Annotated in this window: 12 protein-coding genes; 5 read left to right on the top strand and 7 right to left on the bottom strand. The window is 73.0% G+C overall.

Annotated features, from left to right (window positions below):
- Positions 1 to 113: 113 nt before the first annotated feature.
- Positions 114 to 1,592: an AMP nucleosidase gene (locus tag DRV84_RS06015; RefSeq protein WP_115978980.1), complete on the bottom strand. Its 1,479-nt coding sequence runs from the start codon at positions 1,590 to 1,592 to the stop codon at positions 114 to 116.
- A gap of 146 nt (positions 1,593 to 1,738) precedes the next feature.
- On the opposite strand from DRV84_RS06015, the gene DRV84_RS06010 reads away from it, so the two are divergent.
- From DRV84_RS06010 to DRV84_RS06000, 3 genes are all read left to right on the top strand, one after another.
- Entirely contained in the window at positions 1,739 to 2,494 is a 756-nt protein-coding gene (locus DRV84_RS06010; protein WP_115978979.1) for a class II aldolase and adducin N-terminal domain-containing protein, read from the top strand.
- 193 nt (positions 2,495 to 2,687) lie between these two features.
- Entirely contained in the window at positions 2,688 to 3,959 is a 1,272-nt protein-coding gene (locus DRV84_RS06005; RefSeq protein ID WP_115978978.1) for an MFS transporter, read from the top strand.
- A gap of 82 nt (positions 3,960 to 4,041) precedes the next feature.
- Complete coding sequence (locus DRV84_RS06000; RefSeq protein WP_115978977.1) at positions 4,042 to 4,896, top strand: SDR family oxidoreductase; 855 nt, start codon at positions 4,042 to 4,044, stop codon at positions 4,894 to 4,896.
- A gap of 3 nt (positions 4,897 to 4,899) precedes the next feature.
- Here DRV84_RS06000 and DRV84_RS05995 read toward each other — a convergent pair whose 3' ends face one another.
- From DRV84_RS05995 to DRV84_RS05975, 5 genes are all read right to left on the bottom strand, one after another.
- Entirely contained in the window at positions 4,900 to 5,907 is a 1,008-nt protein-coding gene (locus DRV84_RS05995) for a DUF3137 domain-containing protein (RefSeq protein WP_115978976.1), read from the bottom strand.
- A 120-nt stretch (positions 5,908 to 6,027) separates the two neighbouring features.
- Positions 6,028 to 7,956, bottom strand: coding sequence for a 1-deoxy-D-xylulose-5-phosphate synthase (dxs, locus tag DRV84_RS05990; RefSeq protein ID WP_115978975.1), 1,929 nt, complete (start codon positions 7,954 to 7,956; stop codon positions 6,028 to 6,030).
- A gap of 16 nt (positions 7,957 to 7,972) precedes the next feature.
- A complete protein-coding gene (locus DRV84_RS05985; protein WP_239994997.1) occupies positions 7,973 to 8,842 on the bottom strand; it encodes a polyprenyl synthetase family protein in 870 nt (289 codons plus the stop codon).
- Positions 8,843 to 9,088, bottom strand: a complete 246-nt coding sequence (locus tag DRV84_RS05980; RefSeq protein WP_115978974.1) for an exodeoxyribonuclease VII small subunit — start codon at positions 9,086 to 9,088, stop codon at positions 8,843 to 8,845.
- Positions 9,085 to 10,011: a histone deacetylase family protein gene (locus DRV84_RS05975; RefSeq protein ID WP_115978973.1), complete on the bottom strand. Its 927-nt coding sequence runs from the start codon at positions 10,009 to 10,011 to the stop codon at positions 9,085 to 9,087. Before DRV84_RS05975 ends, DRV84_RS05980 begins: the two co-directional genes overlap by 4 nt.
- A 239-nt stretch (positions 10,012 to 10,250) precedes the next feature.
- Between DRV84_RS05975 and DRV84_RS05970 the strand changes: the two genes are divergently transcribed.
- Positions 10,251 to 12,392, top strand: coding sequence for a YjbH domain-containing protein (locus DRV84_RS05970; RefSeq protein ID WP_115978972.1), 2,142 nt, complete (start codon positions 10,251 to 10,253; stop codon positions 12,390 to 12,392).
- Positions 12,389 to 13,075 carry a YjbF family lipoprotein gene (locus DRV84_RS05965; RefSeq protein WP_115978971.1) on the top strand — a complete coding sequence of 229 codons (687 nt, stop codon included), beginning with the start codon at positions 12,389 to 12,391 and terminating at the stop codon, positions 13,073 to 13,075. The genes DRV84_RS05970 and DRV84_RS05965 overlap by 4 nt, the downstream gene beginning before the upstream one ends.
- Before the next feature lie 12 nt (positions 13,076 to 13,087).
- Here the strand turns inward: DRV84_RS05965 and DRV84_RS05960 are convergent, their stop codons facing one another.
- Positions 13,088 to 14,995 carry a nucleoside-diphosphate sugar epimerase/dehydratase gene (locus DRV84_RS05960; RefSeq protein ID WP_115978970.1) on the bottom strand — a complete coding sequence of 636 codons (1,908 nt, stop codon included), beginning with the start codon at positions 14,993 to 14,995 and terminating at the stop codon, positions 13,088 to 13,090.
- Positions 14,996 to 15,017: the final 22 nt, after the last annotated feature.

The following is a 15,017-nucleotide window of genomic DNA, read 5'->3' as shown; positions in this document are numbered from 1 at the left end:
TGCGTCTGGGCCCCGATCCGTCGATTTAAACTTCATGTTGCAGTCAAACACAACAAATAGGGCCGCCGCGCAAGGAATATTACGATTTTTCCGCCCGGCGCGTCGGCGGCGCATCAGAGAAAGGCCGTCTCCTCGAAGCTGCGCAGCTTGCGGCTGTGGATGCGTTCGAGCGGCATCGCCGCGATCAGCTCCATCGCGCGCACGCCGATCCGCAGGTGCCGCGCGACCTGCGTGGTGTAGAACTCCGAGGCCATGCCGGGCAGCTTGAGCTCGCCCTGCAGCGGCTTGTCCGAGACGCAGAGAAGCGTGCCGTAGGGCACGCGGAAGCGGAAGCCGTTGGCGGCGACGGTCGCGCTTTCCATGTCGAGGGCGACGGCGCGCGACTGGCTCAGCCGCTGCACCGGGCCGGTGTGTTCGCGGAGCTCCCAGTTGCGGTTGTCGACGCTCGCCACGGTGCCGGTGCGCATGATGCGCTTGACGTCGTAGCCCTCGAGCGCGGTCTCCTCGGCCACGGCGCGCTCAAGCGCGATCTGGATCTCGGCGAGCGCCGGGATCGGCACCCAGACCGGCAGATCGTCGTCGAGCACCCGGTCCTCGCGCAAGTAGGCGTGGGCGAGCACGAAATCCCCGAGGCTCTGCGAGTTCCGCAGCCCCGCGCAGTGCCCGACCATGACCCAGGCGTGCGGGCGCAGCACGGCGATGTGGTCGGTCGCCGTCTTGGCGTTGGAGGGGCCGACGCCGATGTTGACCAGCGTGATGCCCCGCCCGTCCGCGCGCTTCAGGTGGTAGGCCGGCATCTGCGGCGTCTTCGCGGGCGCGTCGAGCTCGGCGTCGGGCGCCGTGATCTCCGCGTCGCCGGGGGCGACGAAGCTGGTGTAGCCGCTCTCGGGATCGGCGAGCTTCGCCCGCGCCAGCGCCTCGAACTCGGCGACGTAGAACTGGTAGTTGGTGAAGAGGACATGCGCCTGGAAATGCGCGGGATCGGTCGCCGTGTAATGCGTCAGCCGGGCGAGCGAGTAGTCCACCCGCTGCGCGGTGAAGGGCGCGAGCGGGCGCGCGCCGTCCGGGCCGGGCTGCGCGAGGCCGTTGACGATGTCGTCGTTCGTTGCGGCGAGGTCGGGCACGTCGAAAACGTCGCGCAGCGGGAAGCGCGCCGCGCCCTCCTGCGGCACCGTCAGGCCGGGGCGGTCGGCCACCGCGAAATGCACCGGGATCGGCGTGTCGGAGAGGCCGATCTCGACGGCGGTGTCGTGGTTGCGGATCAAAAGCTCGAGCTGCTGGCGCAGGTAGCCGGCGAAGAGATCGGGCCGCGTGACGGTCGTCGCGTAGGGGCCCGGCGCGGCGACGTGCCCGAAGGCGAGGCGGCTGTCCACTTCGGCGAAGCTCGTCGTGGCGAGGCGGATTTCCGGGTAGAAGGCGCGCACCCGGCGGCCCGGGTGGCCGTCTCGCAGGCAGGCCTCGAACCGCGCGGCGAGGAATTCCGTGGCCTCCCGGTAGAGCGCCGAGAGATGCGCGACCGCCGCCTCCGGATCGCGGAAGGCGCGCGGCGCGGGCAGGTCCGGGGTGGCGACATCCGTCGCGGCGTCGGGCATCGGGCGATCCGGGGTCGGGGCGCGGCAGGCGAGTGGCGCTCACGTTGACACCTCCGCCCGGCGCGATCAAGCTGCCGCGCCGAAGAGGCCGGCGCGTGGTCCCGCGGGACGCGCCGCTGGCCAGGGCCGCCCGAGGAGAGACCGCGATGACCGCGCCCCACCGCACGATCGAGACCGACCCGCGCGAGGTGCGCGCCGATCTCGCCGCCGCCTTCCGCTGGACCGCGCGCCTCGACATGCACGAGGGCGTCGCCAATCACTTCTCGGTCGCGCTCGACCCGGAGGGCCGGCGCTTTCTCGTCAATCCGAACCACATGCATTTCGCGCGCATCCGCGCCTCCGACCTGATCGAGGTGGACGCGGGCGATCCCGAGACGCTGGAGCGTCCGGACGCGCCGGACCCGACGGCCTGGGGCCTGCATGGCGCGGTGCACCGGGCGGTGCCGCGGGCGCGCTGCGTGATGCACGTGCATTCGCCCTACGCCACGGCGCTCGCCTGTCTCGAGGACCCGACCCTGCCGCCGATCGATCAGAACGCCTGCATGTTCTTCGACCGGGTGGCGGTGGACCGAGGCTACGGCGGGCTCGCCTTCGAGGACGAGGGCGCGCGCTGCGCCCGGCTCCTCGACGATCCGAAGACGACGATCCTCCTGATGGGCAACCACGGGGTTCTGGCCATCGGCGCGACCGTGGGCGAGACCTTCGACCGGCTCTATTACTTCGAACGCGCCGCGGCGACCTACCTGCGCGCGCTCTGGACGGGCCGGCCGCTCTCGATCCTGTCCGAGGCCGTGGCCGAGACGACCGCGCAGCAGCTGGAGGCCTATCCCGGCGCGGGCGAGCGTCACCTCGCGGAGCTGCGCGCGCTCCTCGACGCGGAGGGCTCCGACTACGCTGAGTAAGTCGGGGCCGAGTGAGCCGGGGCGGAGTGATCCGGGGCGGAGTGACCCGGGCCGGCCCCGCGATGCAGCTGTGCCGCAGGGCACGCGCGGCGGGCGCGCGCCGCCGGACATGCATTGACGCAGGGCGCGGAATCGGATTGGCGTGCCGGTGACCCACGCCGGCCCGCGCGCCGCCCGTCGAAGGAGTGCCTCGATGCTTCAGGTTCTGGGCGGCGTCTGGGCGCTGTTGTTCGGCATGGCGCTCATCATGATCGGCAACGGCATGCACGCCACGCTGATGGGCGTGCGCGGCGACATCGAGGGCTTCGACTCCGCCGCGCTCTCGGTCGTCACCGCCGGCTATTTCTTCGGCTTCCTCTCGGGCGCGCAGCTCGCCCCGCGCCTGATCCGGAGCGTGGGCCACGTTCGCGTCTTCGCCGCGCTGGGCTCCTTCATGTCGGCGGGGCTGATCGCCTTCCCGCTGATCGCCGAGCCCTGGGCCTGGACGCTGCTGCGCATCGCCATCGGCTTCTGCATGTCGGGGGTCTACGTCACCGCCGAGAGCTGGCTGAACAACGCCGCCACCAACGAGATGCGGGGCAAGCTCCTGTCGGCCTACATGCTGGCGCAGATGGCGGGGATGATCCTCGCGCAGTGGCTGGTGACCGTCGCGGACGCGGCGGGGCCCGCGCTCTTCATCGGGGCGTCGATCCTCGTCTCGCTCTCCTTCGGGCCGATCCTCCTGTCGGCGGTGCCGCTGCCGGCGGCGGAGACGACGAAGCCGATGAGCCTGCGCCGGCTCTACGCCAGTTCGCCGCTCGGCACGGTGGGCGTCTTCCTGCTCGGGGGCGTCTTCGCGGCGCAGTTCGGCATGGCCTCGGTCTACGGCGCGCAGGCCGGGCTCTCGGTGGACGGCATCGCGCTTTTCGTGGCGATGATCTTCGTGGGCAGCGCCGTCTTCCAGTTCCCGGTGGGCTGGCTCTCGGACCGGATGGACCGGCGGGTGCTGATCCTCGGCCTCGCGGCGATCGGCGCGGCGGCGAGCGCGCTCGGCTTCGTCTCGCACGGATCGCTCGCGCCGCTCCTCGTGGCGGCCTTCGTCATGGGCGGCATGGCGAACCCCCTCTACTCGCTCTTCATCGCCTACACGAACGACTTCCTCGAGATCGAGGACATGCCGGCGGCCTCTGGCGGGCTCGTCTTCACCTACGGGCTGGGCGCGATCCTCGGCCCGCTCGCCGCGGGCGCGGCGATGGAGGCCGGCGGCAGCGCCTTCTTCTGGGTCGTGCTGCTGGTGCTCTTCGCGGCGACGGCGCTCTACGCCGGCTGGCGCATGACGCGCCGCCCGGGCGTGCCCGTGGACGAGACCGGCGCCTACGTCGGCGTCATGCCGACCTCCTCGCCGGTGGCGCTGGAGGCAGCGCAGGAATGGTCGCAGGAACTCGCCGAGCAGGAGGAGGCCGAGGCCGAGAGCGGCGCCGCCTGAGCGCGCCGCCCGGCGGGGGCGGGCGTGCCCGGCGGTGCGCGCAACGCTTGCACGCGCGGCCCGCGGGCGCCAAGAGGGGCCCATGGATCGCGTTCTTCTTTCCCTCGGGCACGGCTACTCGGCCCGCGCGCTCGCCCGGTTGCTGCGCCCGGAGGGCTGGCGAATCATCGGCACGACCCGCAGCGCGGAGAAGGCCGAGGCGCTCGCGGCGGAGGGGGTGGAGCCCCTCGTCTGGCCGGGCTCCGACCTCGCGCCGGCGCTCGCCGAGGCCACGCATCTCCTCTCGTCGGTCGGCCCGGACGCCGAGGGCGACCCGGTGCTGCGGCAGGCGGGCGCGGCCATCGCCGCCGCCGCGCCGCGCCTCGCCTGGGCGGGCTATCTCTCGACCACCGGGGTCTACGGCGACCATCGGGGCGGCTGGGTGGACGAGGCGACGCCGCTCGCCCCCGCGACCGAACGCGGCCGCCGCCGCGTCGCCGCCGAGCAAGCCTGGGCCGGGGTGCCGGGCCTGCCGCTGCACATCTTCCGCCTCGCCGGGATCTACGGACCGGGGCGCAGCGCCTTCGACCGGCTGCGCGCCGGCACCGCGCGGCGGATCGTCAAGGAGGGGCAGGTCTTCAGCCGTATCCACGTGGACGACATCGCGCAGGTGCTCGCCGCCTCCATGGCGCGGCCCGATCCCGGCGCGGTCTACAACCTCGCCGACGACGCGCCCGCCCCGCCGCAGGACGTGATCGCCTGCGCCGCCGAACTACTGGGCGTGCCCGCGCCGCCCGAGATCCCCTTCGAGGCGGCGGAGCTTTCGCCCATGGCGGCGAGCTTCTACTCCGAGTCGAAGCGCGTGCGGAACGACCGGATCGAGGCGGAGCTGGGCGTGCGGCTCCTCTACCCCGACTACCGCGCGGGTCTGCGCGCGATCCGCGCCGCGGGCGGCTGAGGCTCACACCGACGGCGCGTCGCCGTGCAGCCGGTCGATGATCCGGCGCACCAGCGCGATATCGTGAAAGACCTTGTGCACCTCGGGCGCGACGTCCGCCACCGGCTGCGTCAGCCCGCCCATCTCCAGGAACTCCGCGTCCCGCGCGAGCGCGAGGTAGAAGGAGTCGCGCCGGAAGCCGGCGGTCATGCCCTTCATCGCGCGATCGCCCGCGCGGTCGCTTTCCTCCCGCGCGATGGCGAGCAGGTTGTCGAGAAACGCGGGCGGCAGGTAGTCCCGCGCCGCCGCCGCGTCCTCGGCGTGCAGTTCGAAGTGTGTCTCGAACTCCGGGTGATCGACCTCGACCTTCGGCATCTTGCGTCCGAACCCCTCGGCGAAGAAGGAGCCGATGGCATTGCCGAGCTTGCCATGGTCGCGGGCGATCAGAATCGGCGTCGGCGCCGGCTCCGGGGTCGAGATGCGGAAGAGGAGCCCCTTGAAGACGGTCGTCTCCTTCGTGTCGTCGTCCTCGCCGCCGCCCCGGGTGCGGCGGCGCAGATGCGCCTCGACCACCTCGAACTCCGTGTCGCGGTAGCGCCCCTCGAGCCGGTCCTGCAGCGAGACGCGGTTGTGCTCGTCGATCAGGCCCAGCGCCACGGCCCGGTCGAGCGGGAAGCGGTCGCGCGCCTCCCGGTCGTAGGAAAGATCGCCGAGGAAGTCGCAGACCGCCGGCATGACCGCCGCGGCGAGCGATCCGCCCCACCGCCGCGCGAGGCTATTCCAGATGAAATAGCCGGCGACGCCCGCGAAGAGCGCGAGGACGACCGGCGCGACCCAGACGTCGCCCGTCCCGCTCCAGACGGCGAGCGCCGAGAGCACGGCCCAGGCCGCCGCCACGATCCCGAGCCGCTGTTTCGCCGTCGCCAGGAGCGCTTGCCGCTCCGCCTCCAGCCGGTCGAGCTCCGGCGCCACCCGCTCGCGAAAGACCGGGGCGAAGCCCGCTTCGATCGGTGTCCGTTCGGTGAAATCCATCGTCCTGCCCTCCTGACCTTACGTAAGGGCTAGGACGGCGCCGCGCCGGCTGCAAGCCGCGCGGCGCAAGCGTCTTGCAAGACGCTTGGCCAAGGGATTTGCAAATCCCTTGGCCGGCGCTCAGGCCCGACGGCCGGCGACCTGTGCGACGTCGAGCACCGAGAGGACCTTGGCCTCGATGTGGTCAGCGTTCATCCCGGCGACGGCGTACATCTCCCCGGGCTTGGCCTGGTCGATGAAGACGTCGGGCAGCACCATCGAGCGGTATTTCAGCCCGGCGTCGAAGACCCCTTCCTCGGCCAGAAGCTGCGCGACGTGGCTGCCGAAGCCGCCCACGGCGCCCTCCTCGACGGTGATCAGCGCCTCGTGCTCGCGGGCGAGGGTGAGGATCAGCTCGCGGTCCAGCGGCTTGGCGAAGCGCGCGTCGGCCACCGTCGGCGCGATGCCGCGCGCCTCGAGCGCCTCGGCCGCCTCCAGCACCTCCTTCAGGCGCGTGCCGAAGGACAGGATCGCCACGCGCCCGCCCTCGCGGATCATGCGGCCCTTGCCGATCTCCAGCGGCATGCCCCGCTCCGGCATCTCGACGCCGACGCCCTCCCCCCGCGGGTAGCGGAAGGCGATGGGCCCCTCGTCGTGGCGCACGGCGGTGGCGACCATGTGCACCAGTTCCGCCTCGTCGGCCGCCGCCATGACGGTGAAGCCCGGCAGGTTCGAGAGATAGGCGACGTCGTAGCTGCCTGCGTGCGTCGCGCCGTCGGCGCCCACCAGCCCGGCGCGGTCGATGGCGAAGCGCACCGGCAGGCGCTGGATCGCCACGTCGTGCACGACCTGGTCGTAGCCACGCTGCAGGAAGGTCGAGTAGATCGCCGCGAAGGGCCGCATCCCCCCTGCCGCGAGCCCGGCGCAGAAGGTGACCCCGTGCTGCTCGGCGATGCCGACGTCGAAGCAGCGCGACGGGAACCGCTCCGCGAAGAGGTCGAGGCCGGTGCCGTCCGGCATCGCCGCGGTGACGGCGCAGACGCGACTGTCGCGCGACGCCTCGTCGATGAGGCTCCGGGCGAAGACCTTGGTGTAGGCCGGCGCGTTGGACGGCGCCTTCTTCTGCTCGCCGGTGGCGACGTCGAACTTCGCGCGCGCGTGGCCGCGGTCCGGCGCGCTTTCGGCCGGGCGGTAGCCCTTGCCCTTCTGCGTGATCGCATGGATCAGCACCGGCCCGTCGGCGCGCGCCTTCACGGTGCGCAGGATCGGCAGGAGCTGGTCCATGTCGTGCCCGTCGATCGGGCCGATGTAGGAAAACCCGAGCGCCTCGAAGAGCGTGCCGCCGACGGCCATCCCCTTCAGCAGGTCGCGCGCCCGCTTCGCCCCCTCGCGGAAGGGCGGCGGCAGCAGGCTGACGGCCCCCTTGGCGGCGTCCTTGAGGTCCTGGAAGGGCGCCTCGGCGTAGAGCCGGGAGAGGTAGCGCGACATCGCCCCCACCGGCGGCGCGATCGACATCTCGTTGTCGTTGAGGATCACGATCAGCCGCCGGCCCTGATCGCCGGCGTGGTTCATCGCCTCGTAGGCCATGCCCGCACTCATCGCGCCGTCGCCGATCACGGCGATCGAGTCGCCGTGGCCCACCGGCGCGTCGCCGCCGAGGTCGGCGGCCACCTTGAAGCCGAGCGCCGCGCTGATCGAGGTGGAGGAATGGGCCGCGCCGAAGGGGTCGTAGGGGCTTTCCGAGCGCTTGGTGAAGCCCGAGAGCCCGTCCTTCTGGCGGATCGTGTGCATCCGCTCCCGCCGGCCGGTCAGGATCTTGTGGGGATAGGACTGATGGCTGACGTCCCAGATGATCTTGTCGCGCGGCGCGTCGAAGACCGTGTGCAGCGCGACCGTCAGCTCCACAACGCCGAGCCCGGCGCCGAGGTGCCCGCCCGTCTGGCTGACGGCGGCGATGGTCTCCGCGCGCAGCTCGTCGGCGAGGGTCGAGAGCTCCGCGTCGGAGTATCCCTTGAGGTCGGAGGGTGTGCGCACCCGGTCGAGCAGGGGCGTCTCGGGGCCTTGGCTCATGCTGGCGCCTCCCGGGTCACGTCTCGCGGGAAATAATGAAGCGTGCCAGCGCCTGCAAGGTTGCCGCGTCGTCCCCGAAGGGCGCCACGGCGTCGCAGGCCCGCTCGGCGAGCTCGTTCGCCCGCGCCCGCGCGCCGTCGACGCCGAGAAGCGAGACGAAGGTCGCCTTGCCCGCCTCGGCGTCCTTCCGGAGCCGCTTGCCGGCGGCCGCCGCGTCGCCCTCCACGTCCAGAAGATCGTCCGCGATCTGGAAGGCGAGGCCCAGCGCCGCGGCATAGGCGGTGAACGGCGTCACGTCGCCACGCGCGAGGCGCGCCCCCGCCTCCGCCGCCCAGCCGAAGAGCGCGCCGGTCTTGCCCGCCTGCAGCGCCTCCACCTCGGCCAGGCCGAGCGGCGTCTCCGCCGCCTCCGCCGCGATGTCGAGCGCCTGACCGCGCACCATGCCGTGCGCCCCTGCCGCCCGCGCCAGCGTCAGCGCGAGATCGGCGCGCACCGCGGCGTCCGGGTGGCATTCCTCGCGGAGCACCATCTCGAAGGCCGCGCTCTGCAGCGCGTCGCCGGCGAGCACCGCCGTCGCCTCGTCCCACTTCAGGTGGACCGTCGGCTGGCCACGGCGCATGTCGTCGTCGTCCATGCAGGGCAGATCGTCGTGCACGAGGCTGTAGGCATGCACCGCCTCGATCGCCGCGGCGGGCCAGAGGGCGCGCGCCTCGGCGACCCCCGAAAGCCGCGCGCTCTCGAGCACGAGAAAGCCGCGGAGCCGCTTGCCGCCGCCCGCGGCGTAGGCCATCGCCTGCGCCACCGGCAGGTCGCCGTAGTCGGCCAGCGCCCGCGCGAGATGCGCACCGACCGCCCCGGCCGCCGCGTCGAGCCGTTCGCGGAACACTCAGACGTCCCCGGCCGGCGTGGTCCCCGTGGGCTGGCCCTGCCCGTCGAGGGTGATCTGCGCCACCTTCTCCTCGGCCTCCTTGAGCTTGGCCTCGCAGCGCGCCTTGAGCTCCGCGCCGCGCTCGTAGAGCCGGATCGAGTCCTCCAGCGCGACGTCGCCCCGCTCGAGCTTGGTCACCACGGCCTCGAGCTCGCGCATCGCCTCCTCGAAGCTCATCTCCGCCACCGGCGTCGCCTCGGTCATCCCGCGGCCTCCTTCAGTTCGCTCACATGCGCCCGCGCGCTCCGCGCCAGCGCCTCGAGGTCGTATCCCCCTTCGAGGACGGAGACCAGACGCCCGCCGCAGATCGCGTCGGCCAGCGCGCAGAGCTCCCGCGTGAGCCAGGCGAAGTCCTCCTCCAGCCACTCCAGATGCGCCAGCGGATCGGCGAGATGCGCGTCGAAGCCGGCCGAGACGACGATCATCTCCGGCGCGAAGGCGCGCAGGCGCGGAAAGACCTCCCCGGTGTAGACCTCGCGCATCCGCGCCCCGTCGGTGCCCGGCGCGAGCGGCACGTTCATGACGTTGCCGTAGGCGCCGGTCTCGTCGGGTTTGCCGGTGCCGGGCCAGAGCGGCATCTGGTGCGAGGACACGAAGAGCGCGTTCGGCTCGTCCCAGAGGATGTCCTGCGTGCCGTTGCCGTGGTGGACGTCGAAATCCACCACCGCGACGCGCCCCATGCCGTGATGGTCGAGCGCGTGCCGCGCGGCGAGCGCCGCGTTGCCGAGCAGGCAGAAGCCCATCGGCGTCTCCGTCTCCGCGTGATGGCCGGGCGGGCGCATCGCCGAGAAGGCGTTGGTCGCCTCGCCCCCCGCCACGAGGTCCACCGCCCGCGTGGCCGCCCCCGCGCCGCGCCACGCCGCCTCGACGGAGCCGGGCGACAGGAAGGTGTCCGGGTCGAGCTCGGCGAAGCCCTCGCTCGGGGCGTTGAGCCGCAGCATCTCGAGGTAGCTCTCGGGGTGGACGCGCAGCAGGTCGTCCTCGGCGGCCATCGGCGCCGTCACGCGCATCAGGTCCATCCCCTCGAGCGCGTGCAGCACATGCTCGAGCCGCGCCACCTGCTCGGGATGGCCGGGCGGCGTGACGTGGCCGAGCGCGTCGGCATGGGTCAGAAGCGCAGTCGTCATGCGCGAAGTAAAACCCCAATCGTCCTGCGCGCACAACCGGCGACCGCGGCGGTCCGACGGGGCGGCTGTTCAGGCGTCGACGCGGGGCCTCCGGGACGGAGCGCCGAGGCGGTCCCCCGGATCGGAGGCGGCGCCGCCGCACGGCGACCGCTGCGCAATTCGCAGAGGGCGATGCACAACCTTGACTTGCATTAAACGCTGCAATAGCACGGTATGCGGTCGGCAGGGTGAGCACCGCCATGACAGCGCCCGTATTCCGAAACCGCCGCGTGCGTCGCGGGCTGCTCGTCGCCATGGGGTGCACGGCCCTGCTCTGGGCCGGACGGGGGGCGGCGCAGGACGGCGCGACCGGGTTCAACCTCTACGGCGTGCCGGGCCTCGTGGAGATGCCGACGGCGGAGACGACCCCGGACGCGACGATTTCCAACACCCTCGCCACCGTCGGCGGCGATCTGCGCGCCACGCTGCGCTTCCAGATCACGCCGAGGCTCTCGGCGGCGTTCCGCTACGTCGCGATCGAAGGCTTCCGCCCGGACGACTGGACCGCGCCGCGTTACTACGACCGCAGTTTCGACCTGCGCTACCGGATCCTGACCGAAGGTCCGCGTCGCCCCGCGGTGCTGATCGGGCTGCAGGATTTCGTCGGCACGGCGCTCTACGGCGGGGAATACCTCGTCGCGACCAAGGCCGTCGCGCCCGGCCTCCGGGTGACGGGGGGCGTCGGCTGGGGCCGCTTCGGGGGCCGGGGCGCCTTCGGCTCCACGGGCGAGCGCCCGGCGTTCTCCGAGCTGCTCGGGGAAGGGGGCGTGCCCACCCACGACCGCTGGTTCCGGGGCGATGTCGCGGCGTTCGGCGGCCTCGCCTGGTCGCCCTCGCGCCGCTTGACGTTCAAGGCGGAATACTCCTCCGACGACTACGAGGAGGAACGACGGGCCGGGGATTTCGACGGCGCGTCGCCGTGGAACGTCGGGCTCGATTACCGCTTCGACAACGGCACGCAGCTCTCGCTCTACCACGCCTACGGAACGGAGCTCGGCGCGCAGGTCACGCTGCATTTCAACCCGCGGACGACGGGGACGCCGGGCGGGCTGGAGCCCGCGTCGTATCCGGTCGCGGTGCGCCCGCGCGAGAGCGCGCGTGACCTCGGCTGGACCGAGGATCGCGAGGCCGCCGGCGCGGCGCGGCGCACGCTGGCCGAGCTCATGGCGCGCGACGATCTGGTGCTGGAGGGACTGTCGCTCGAGGCGCGCCGCGCGACGGTCCGGCTGCGCAACCCGACCTACGGCGCCGTGCCGCAGGCCATCGGACGCACCGCGCGGGCGATGACGCGCGCGCTGCCGCCCTCGGTCGAGGAATTCGTGATCGTGCCGGTCGAGCGCGGCATGGAGACCAGCGCCGTGACCCTGCGGCGCAGCGACCTCGAGCGCCTCGAGACCGCGGCGGCGGCCGAGATGCGCACGCGGGCGGAGATCGCCGACGGCTGGCGCCGCGCCCCGGCGCCCGCGCCCGATCTCCACCCGCGCCTCGACTGGTCGATCGGGCCCTACGTGCAGCTCGGCGTCTTCGACCCGGACAACCCGGCGCGGGCCGACCTGGGCGCCCGCGGCGCGCTCGCCTATCACCTCCGGCCGGGGCTCGTGCTGTCGGGCGCGTTGACGAAAAAGCTGGGCGGGACGCTCGATTCCGTCACCCGCGACGGCGAGTCCGGGCTGCCCTACGTGCGCACCGACCGGCGGCTCTACGCGGCCCGGGGCGACCCGGCGATCGAGCACCTGACGCTCGCGCGGTTCGGGCGGCCGGCGCGCGACCTCTACACCCGGGTTACCGCTGGCTACCTCGAGACGATGTACGCCGGCCTCTCCGAGGAGCTTCTCTGGAAGCCGGTGGACAGCCGCACGGCGCTCGGCGCGGAGCTCAACCTCGTGCAGCCGCGCGCCTTCACGCAGGGGTTCGGCCTGCGCGACCGGGACACGCCGGGCGGCACGATCCCGCGGCTCAACGGGCATCTGTCGCTCTACCATGCTTTCGGCGATGGCTTTCACGCCCGGATCGACGCGGGGCGCTATCTCGCCGGCGACTGGGGGATGACGGTCGCGCTCGACCGGGAGTTTCCCAACGGCTGGCGCGTGGGCGCCTATGCCACGGTGACGGACGCGCCCTTCGAGGCGTTCGGCGAAGGCTCCTTCGACAAGGGCATCCGGCTGACGGTTCCGCTCAGCGCGGTCGCGAACCGGCCGTCGCGCGCGACCAACACCGTCACCATCCAGTCCCTGACGCGGGACGGCGGCGCGCGGCTGAACCTGCGCGACCGCCTCTACGAGACGGTGCGCGACAATCACGGCCCCGACCTGGCCGCGAGCTGGGGGAGGTTCTGGCGATGATCCCGCGCGCGCGGCCCTGGGCGGCGGTCCTCGCCGCGGCGACGCTCGCCGCCTGCGGCTCCGGTCCGGGCGCCGACCGGGCGACGGCGCTGCGGGAGATCGCGCAGGGCGTCCTCGCGCAGCGCACGGGCGGCGCGGTGGCCCGGCCCGCCGAGATCGGACCGGCCGAGCGGGCGGCCGCGCTGGAGGCCACCACGCGCCCGCTGCTCTACACGCGGTTCAGCGCGACCGGCGCGCCGGCCATCCTGATCGGGATCGAGGAGAGCGGGCCGGCGACGACCTTCGCCACCCGCGCGCGGCAGACGATCGCCCTGCGCGACGGCGTGCTGATCGCGACGCGCGGCCTCGGCGGCGACCTGATGTCGTCCGACGTCGCGGCGGTGCAGGCCCTGATCGCCGCGCGGCGCGCCGGCGCGGCGCAGCGGGTCATGCGGTTTCTGAATGCCGCCGACGAGGTCCGGGCGCTCGCCTTCGACTGCCGCGTGACGCCGGGCGCGGCGCAGCGCGTCACCGTGGGCGGTCGCGCGCGCACCGCGACGCCGGTCGTCGAATCCTGCACCGGCCGCGACGGGCGGGAGATCGTGAACACCTACATGATCGACGGCGCCGGGCGCGCGGTGGCCTCGCGGCAGTGGGCGGGCGATCTGATCGGACATGTGACGCTGCGCGTTCTCCGCTTCTGACGCGCGCGGCGGTCACTCGGCGGCGATGCCGGGTCCGGGGCCGTGTGCGGGCGCGTTGCCGGGCTCGGGCGCGCGGCGGTCGCAGACGTCGATCCAGCGGCGCGCGGCCGTCGCCGCCGCGGCGTCGTCCTGCGCCGCGACGGCCTTGCGGATCTCCTGCAGCGCGCTCGCGGTCTCCAGCTCCGAGAGGCCGCGTTCCTCGGCGCGGAGGATCTTGGGGTGGGGCGTCGCCAGCATGTCCTGCCCGATCAGGAGCTCCTCCTCCAGCTTTTCGCCGTCCCGGAGGCCGGTGAACTCGATCGCGATATCGCCGTCGGGCGTCTGCGCGTCGCGGACCGTGTATCCCGCGCCCTCGATCATCTGCCGCGCGAGCCGCCGGATCGGAACCGGATCGCCCATGTCGAGCACGAAGACGTCGCCGCCGCGGGCGGAGGCGCCGGCGAGCAGGACGAGCCGGACCGCCTCGGTCGTGGTCATGAAGTAGCGTTTGACGTCCGGATCGGTGACCGTGACCGGGCCGCCGCGCGCGATCTGCTCCTCGAAGAGCGGGATGACGGACCCGGAGGAGCCGATCACGTTGCCGAAGCGCACGATGGAAAAGCGGGTGTTCCCGGGCCGTTCGGCGAGATCCTGCACGACGAGCTCCGCGAGGCGCTTGGAGGCGCCCATCAGCCCGGCGGGCCGCACCGCCTTGTCCGAGGACACGAGGATGAAGCGGTCCACCCCCGCGTCGCGGGCGGCGGCGGCCATGGTGCGCGTCGCCAGCACATTGTTGCGCAGCCCCTCGGTCGCGTTCGCCTCGACGAGCACGACGTGCTTGTAGGCGGCGGCGTGCAGGACGACCTGCACCGCGTTGTCGGCGAGGGCGCGCGCGGCGAGCCCGGGCTCGCCGGCCGAGCCGAGCACCGGCACGATCTCCGTTCCGGCGGCGACCTCCTCGAGTTCGCGGGCGATGGTGTGGAGCGCGGGCTCGCTGTGATCGAGCAGCACGAGGCGGGACGCCCCGGCGCGCAGGAGCTGGCGGCAGAGCTCGGCCCCGATCGATCCGCCCGCGCCGGTCACGAGGACCGAGCGCCCGCTGTAGGCCTCCGCCGATCCCGGCAGGTCCATCTCGACCCGGTCGGGGCCTATGAGCTGCGCGAGTTCGACGCGCTGCGCCGGCGTCTCCCGCGCCTCGTCGAGCACGAGCTGCGCGAAGGAGGGAAGCGTCTGCACCTCGCAGCCCAGCGCGCGCACGCGCCGCGCGATCCGGGCCTGCGCGGGACGTCCCGCCGACGGCATCGCGAGGACCACGCGATCGATTCGCTCGCTCCGGATCAGCTGCGCGAGCTGGAGCGGCGCGTGCACCGCGAGGCCGGCGACGCTCAGGCTCTGCAGTGTGGGGTTGTCGTCGACGAAGGCCACCGGCGTCAGCGTGTCGTCGGTGCGCAGCGCCGAGACGAGCTGCTGGCCCGTCTGCCCCGCGCCGTAGATCAGGAGCCGCGTGCGCGCGGTCCCGGTGCGGTAGATCCAGAGCACGACGGAGCGCAGCCCGAGCCGCGCGGCGACCGACAGGACGAGAAAGATCATCGGCTGCAGCACGACGATCTGCGGCGGGAGCGTGCCGGGGTGGAGCGCGTGGGCGGCGCCGCCGGCGGCCCCCATGCCGAGGGCGACCGCCGAGGTGCCGGGCAGGCCCTGCATCTCGTAGGCGTTCAGCTTGATCCGGTGCAAGCTGCGACGAATCGTGACGGCCACGCCGACCGCGAGCATGGCGAGCAGCGTCGCGACCGCCTCGCCGGCGTGGAGCGGGGCAGACCGCCCCGCCGTCGTCAGCGCGACCGCCGCGGCGAAGGCGCCGCCCATGGCGAGGATGTCGATCGCGAGCAGCACGAGGCTCTTCCGCGAGCGGTCGAGGGTCGTGCACAGGTCATAGAGCATCGCGATCCACCAACAGCCCCGC

The organism is Rhodosalinus sediminis, assembly GCF_003385555.1.
In the GTDB taxonomy this organism is placed as follows: Bacteria; Pseudomonadota; Alphaproteobacteria; order Rhodobacterales; family Rhodobacteraceae; genus Rhodosalinus; species Rhodosalinus sediminis.
The sequence above is the reverse complement of the archived record's forward strand: the minus strand, read 5'-3'. Positions and strand labels throughout refer to the sequence as shown.

Bases quoted from the DNA above. Each gene is read 5' to 3' on its own strand.
- dxs (WP_115978975.1), bottom strand. From the start codon at position 7,956: ATGAGCCAAGGCCCCGAGACGCCCCTGCTCGACCGGGTGCGCACACCC.
- DRV84_RS05960 (WP_115978970.1), bottom strand. From the start codon at position 14,995: ATGCTCTATGACCTGTGCACGACCCTCGACCGCTCGCGGAAGAGCCTC.
- DRV84_RS06015 (WP_115978980.1), bottom strand. From the start codon at position 1,592: ATGCCCGACGCCGCGACGGATGTCGCCACCCCGGACCTGCCCGCGCCG.
- DRV84_RS05970 (WP_115978972.1), top strand. From the start codon at position 10,251: ATGACAGCGCCCGTATTCCGAAACCGCCGCGTGCGTCGCGGGCTGCTC.
- DRV84_RS06010 (WP_115978979.1), top strand. From the start codon at position 1,739: ATGACCGCGCCCCACCGCACGATCGAGACCGACCCGCGCGAGGTGCGC.
- DRV84_RS06005 (WP_115978978.1), top strand. From the start codon at position 2,688: ATGCTTCAGGTTCTGGGCGGCGTCTGGGCGCTGTTGTTCGGCATGGCG.
- DRV84_RS05980 (WP_115978974.1), bottom strand. From the start codon at position 9,088: ATGACCGAGGCGACGCCGGTGGCGGAGATGAGCTTCGAGGAGGCGATG.
- DRV84_RS05995 (WP_115978976.1), bottom strand. From the start codon at position 5,907: ATGGATTTCACCGAACGGACACCGATCGAAGCGGGCTTCGCCCCGGTC.
- DRV84_RS06000 (WP_115978977.1), top strand. From the start codon at position 4,042: ATGGATCGCGTTCTTCTTTCCCTCGGGCACGGCTACTCGGCCCGCGCG.
- DRV84_RS05965 (WP_115978971.1), top strand. From the start codon at position 12,389: ATGATCCCGCGCGCGCGGCCCTGGGCGGCGGTCCTCGCCGCGGCGACG.
- DRV84_RS05975 (WP_115978973.1), bottom strand. From the start codon at position 10,011: ATGACGACTGCGCTTCTGACCCATGCCGACGCGCTCGGCCACGTCACG.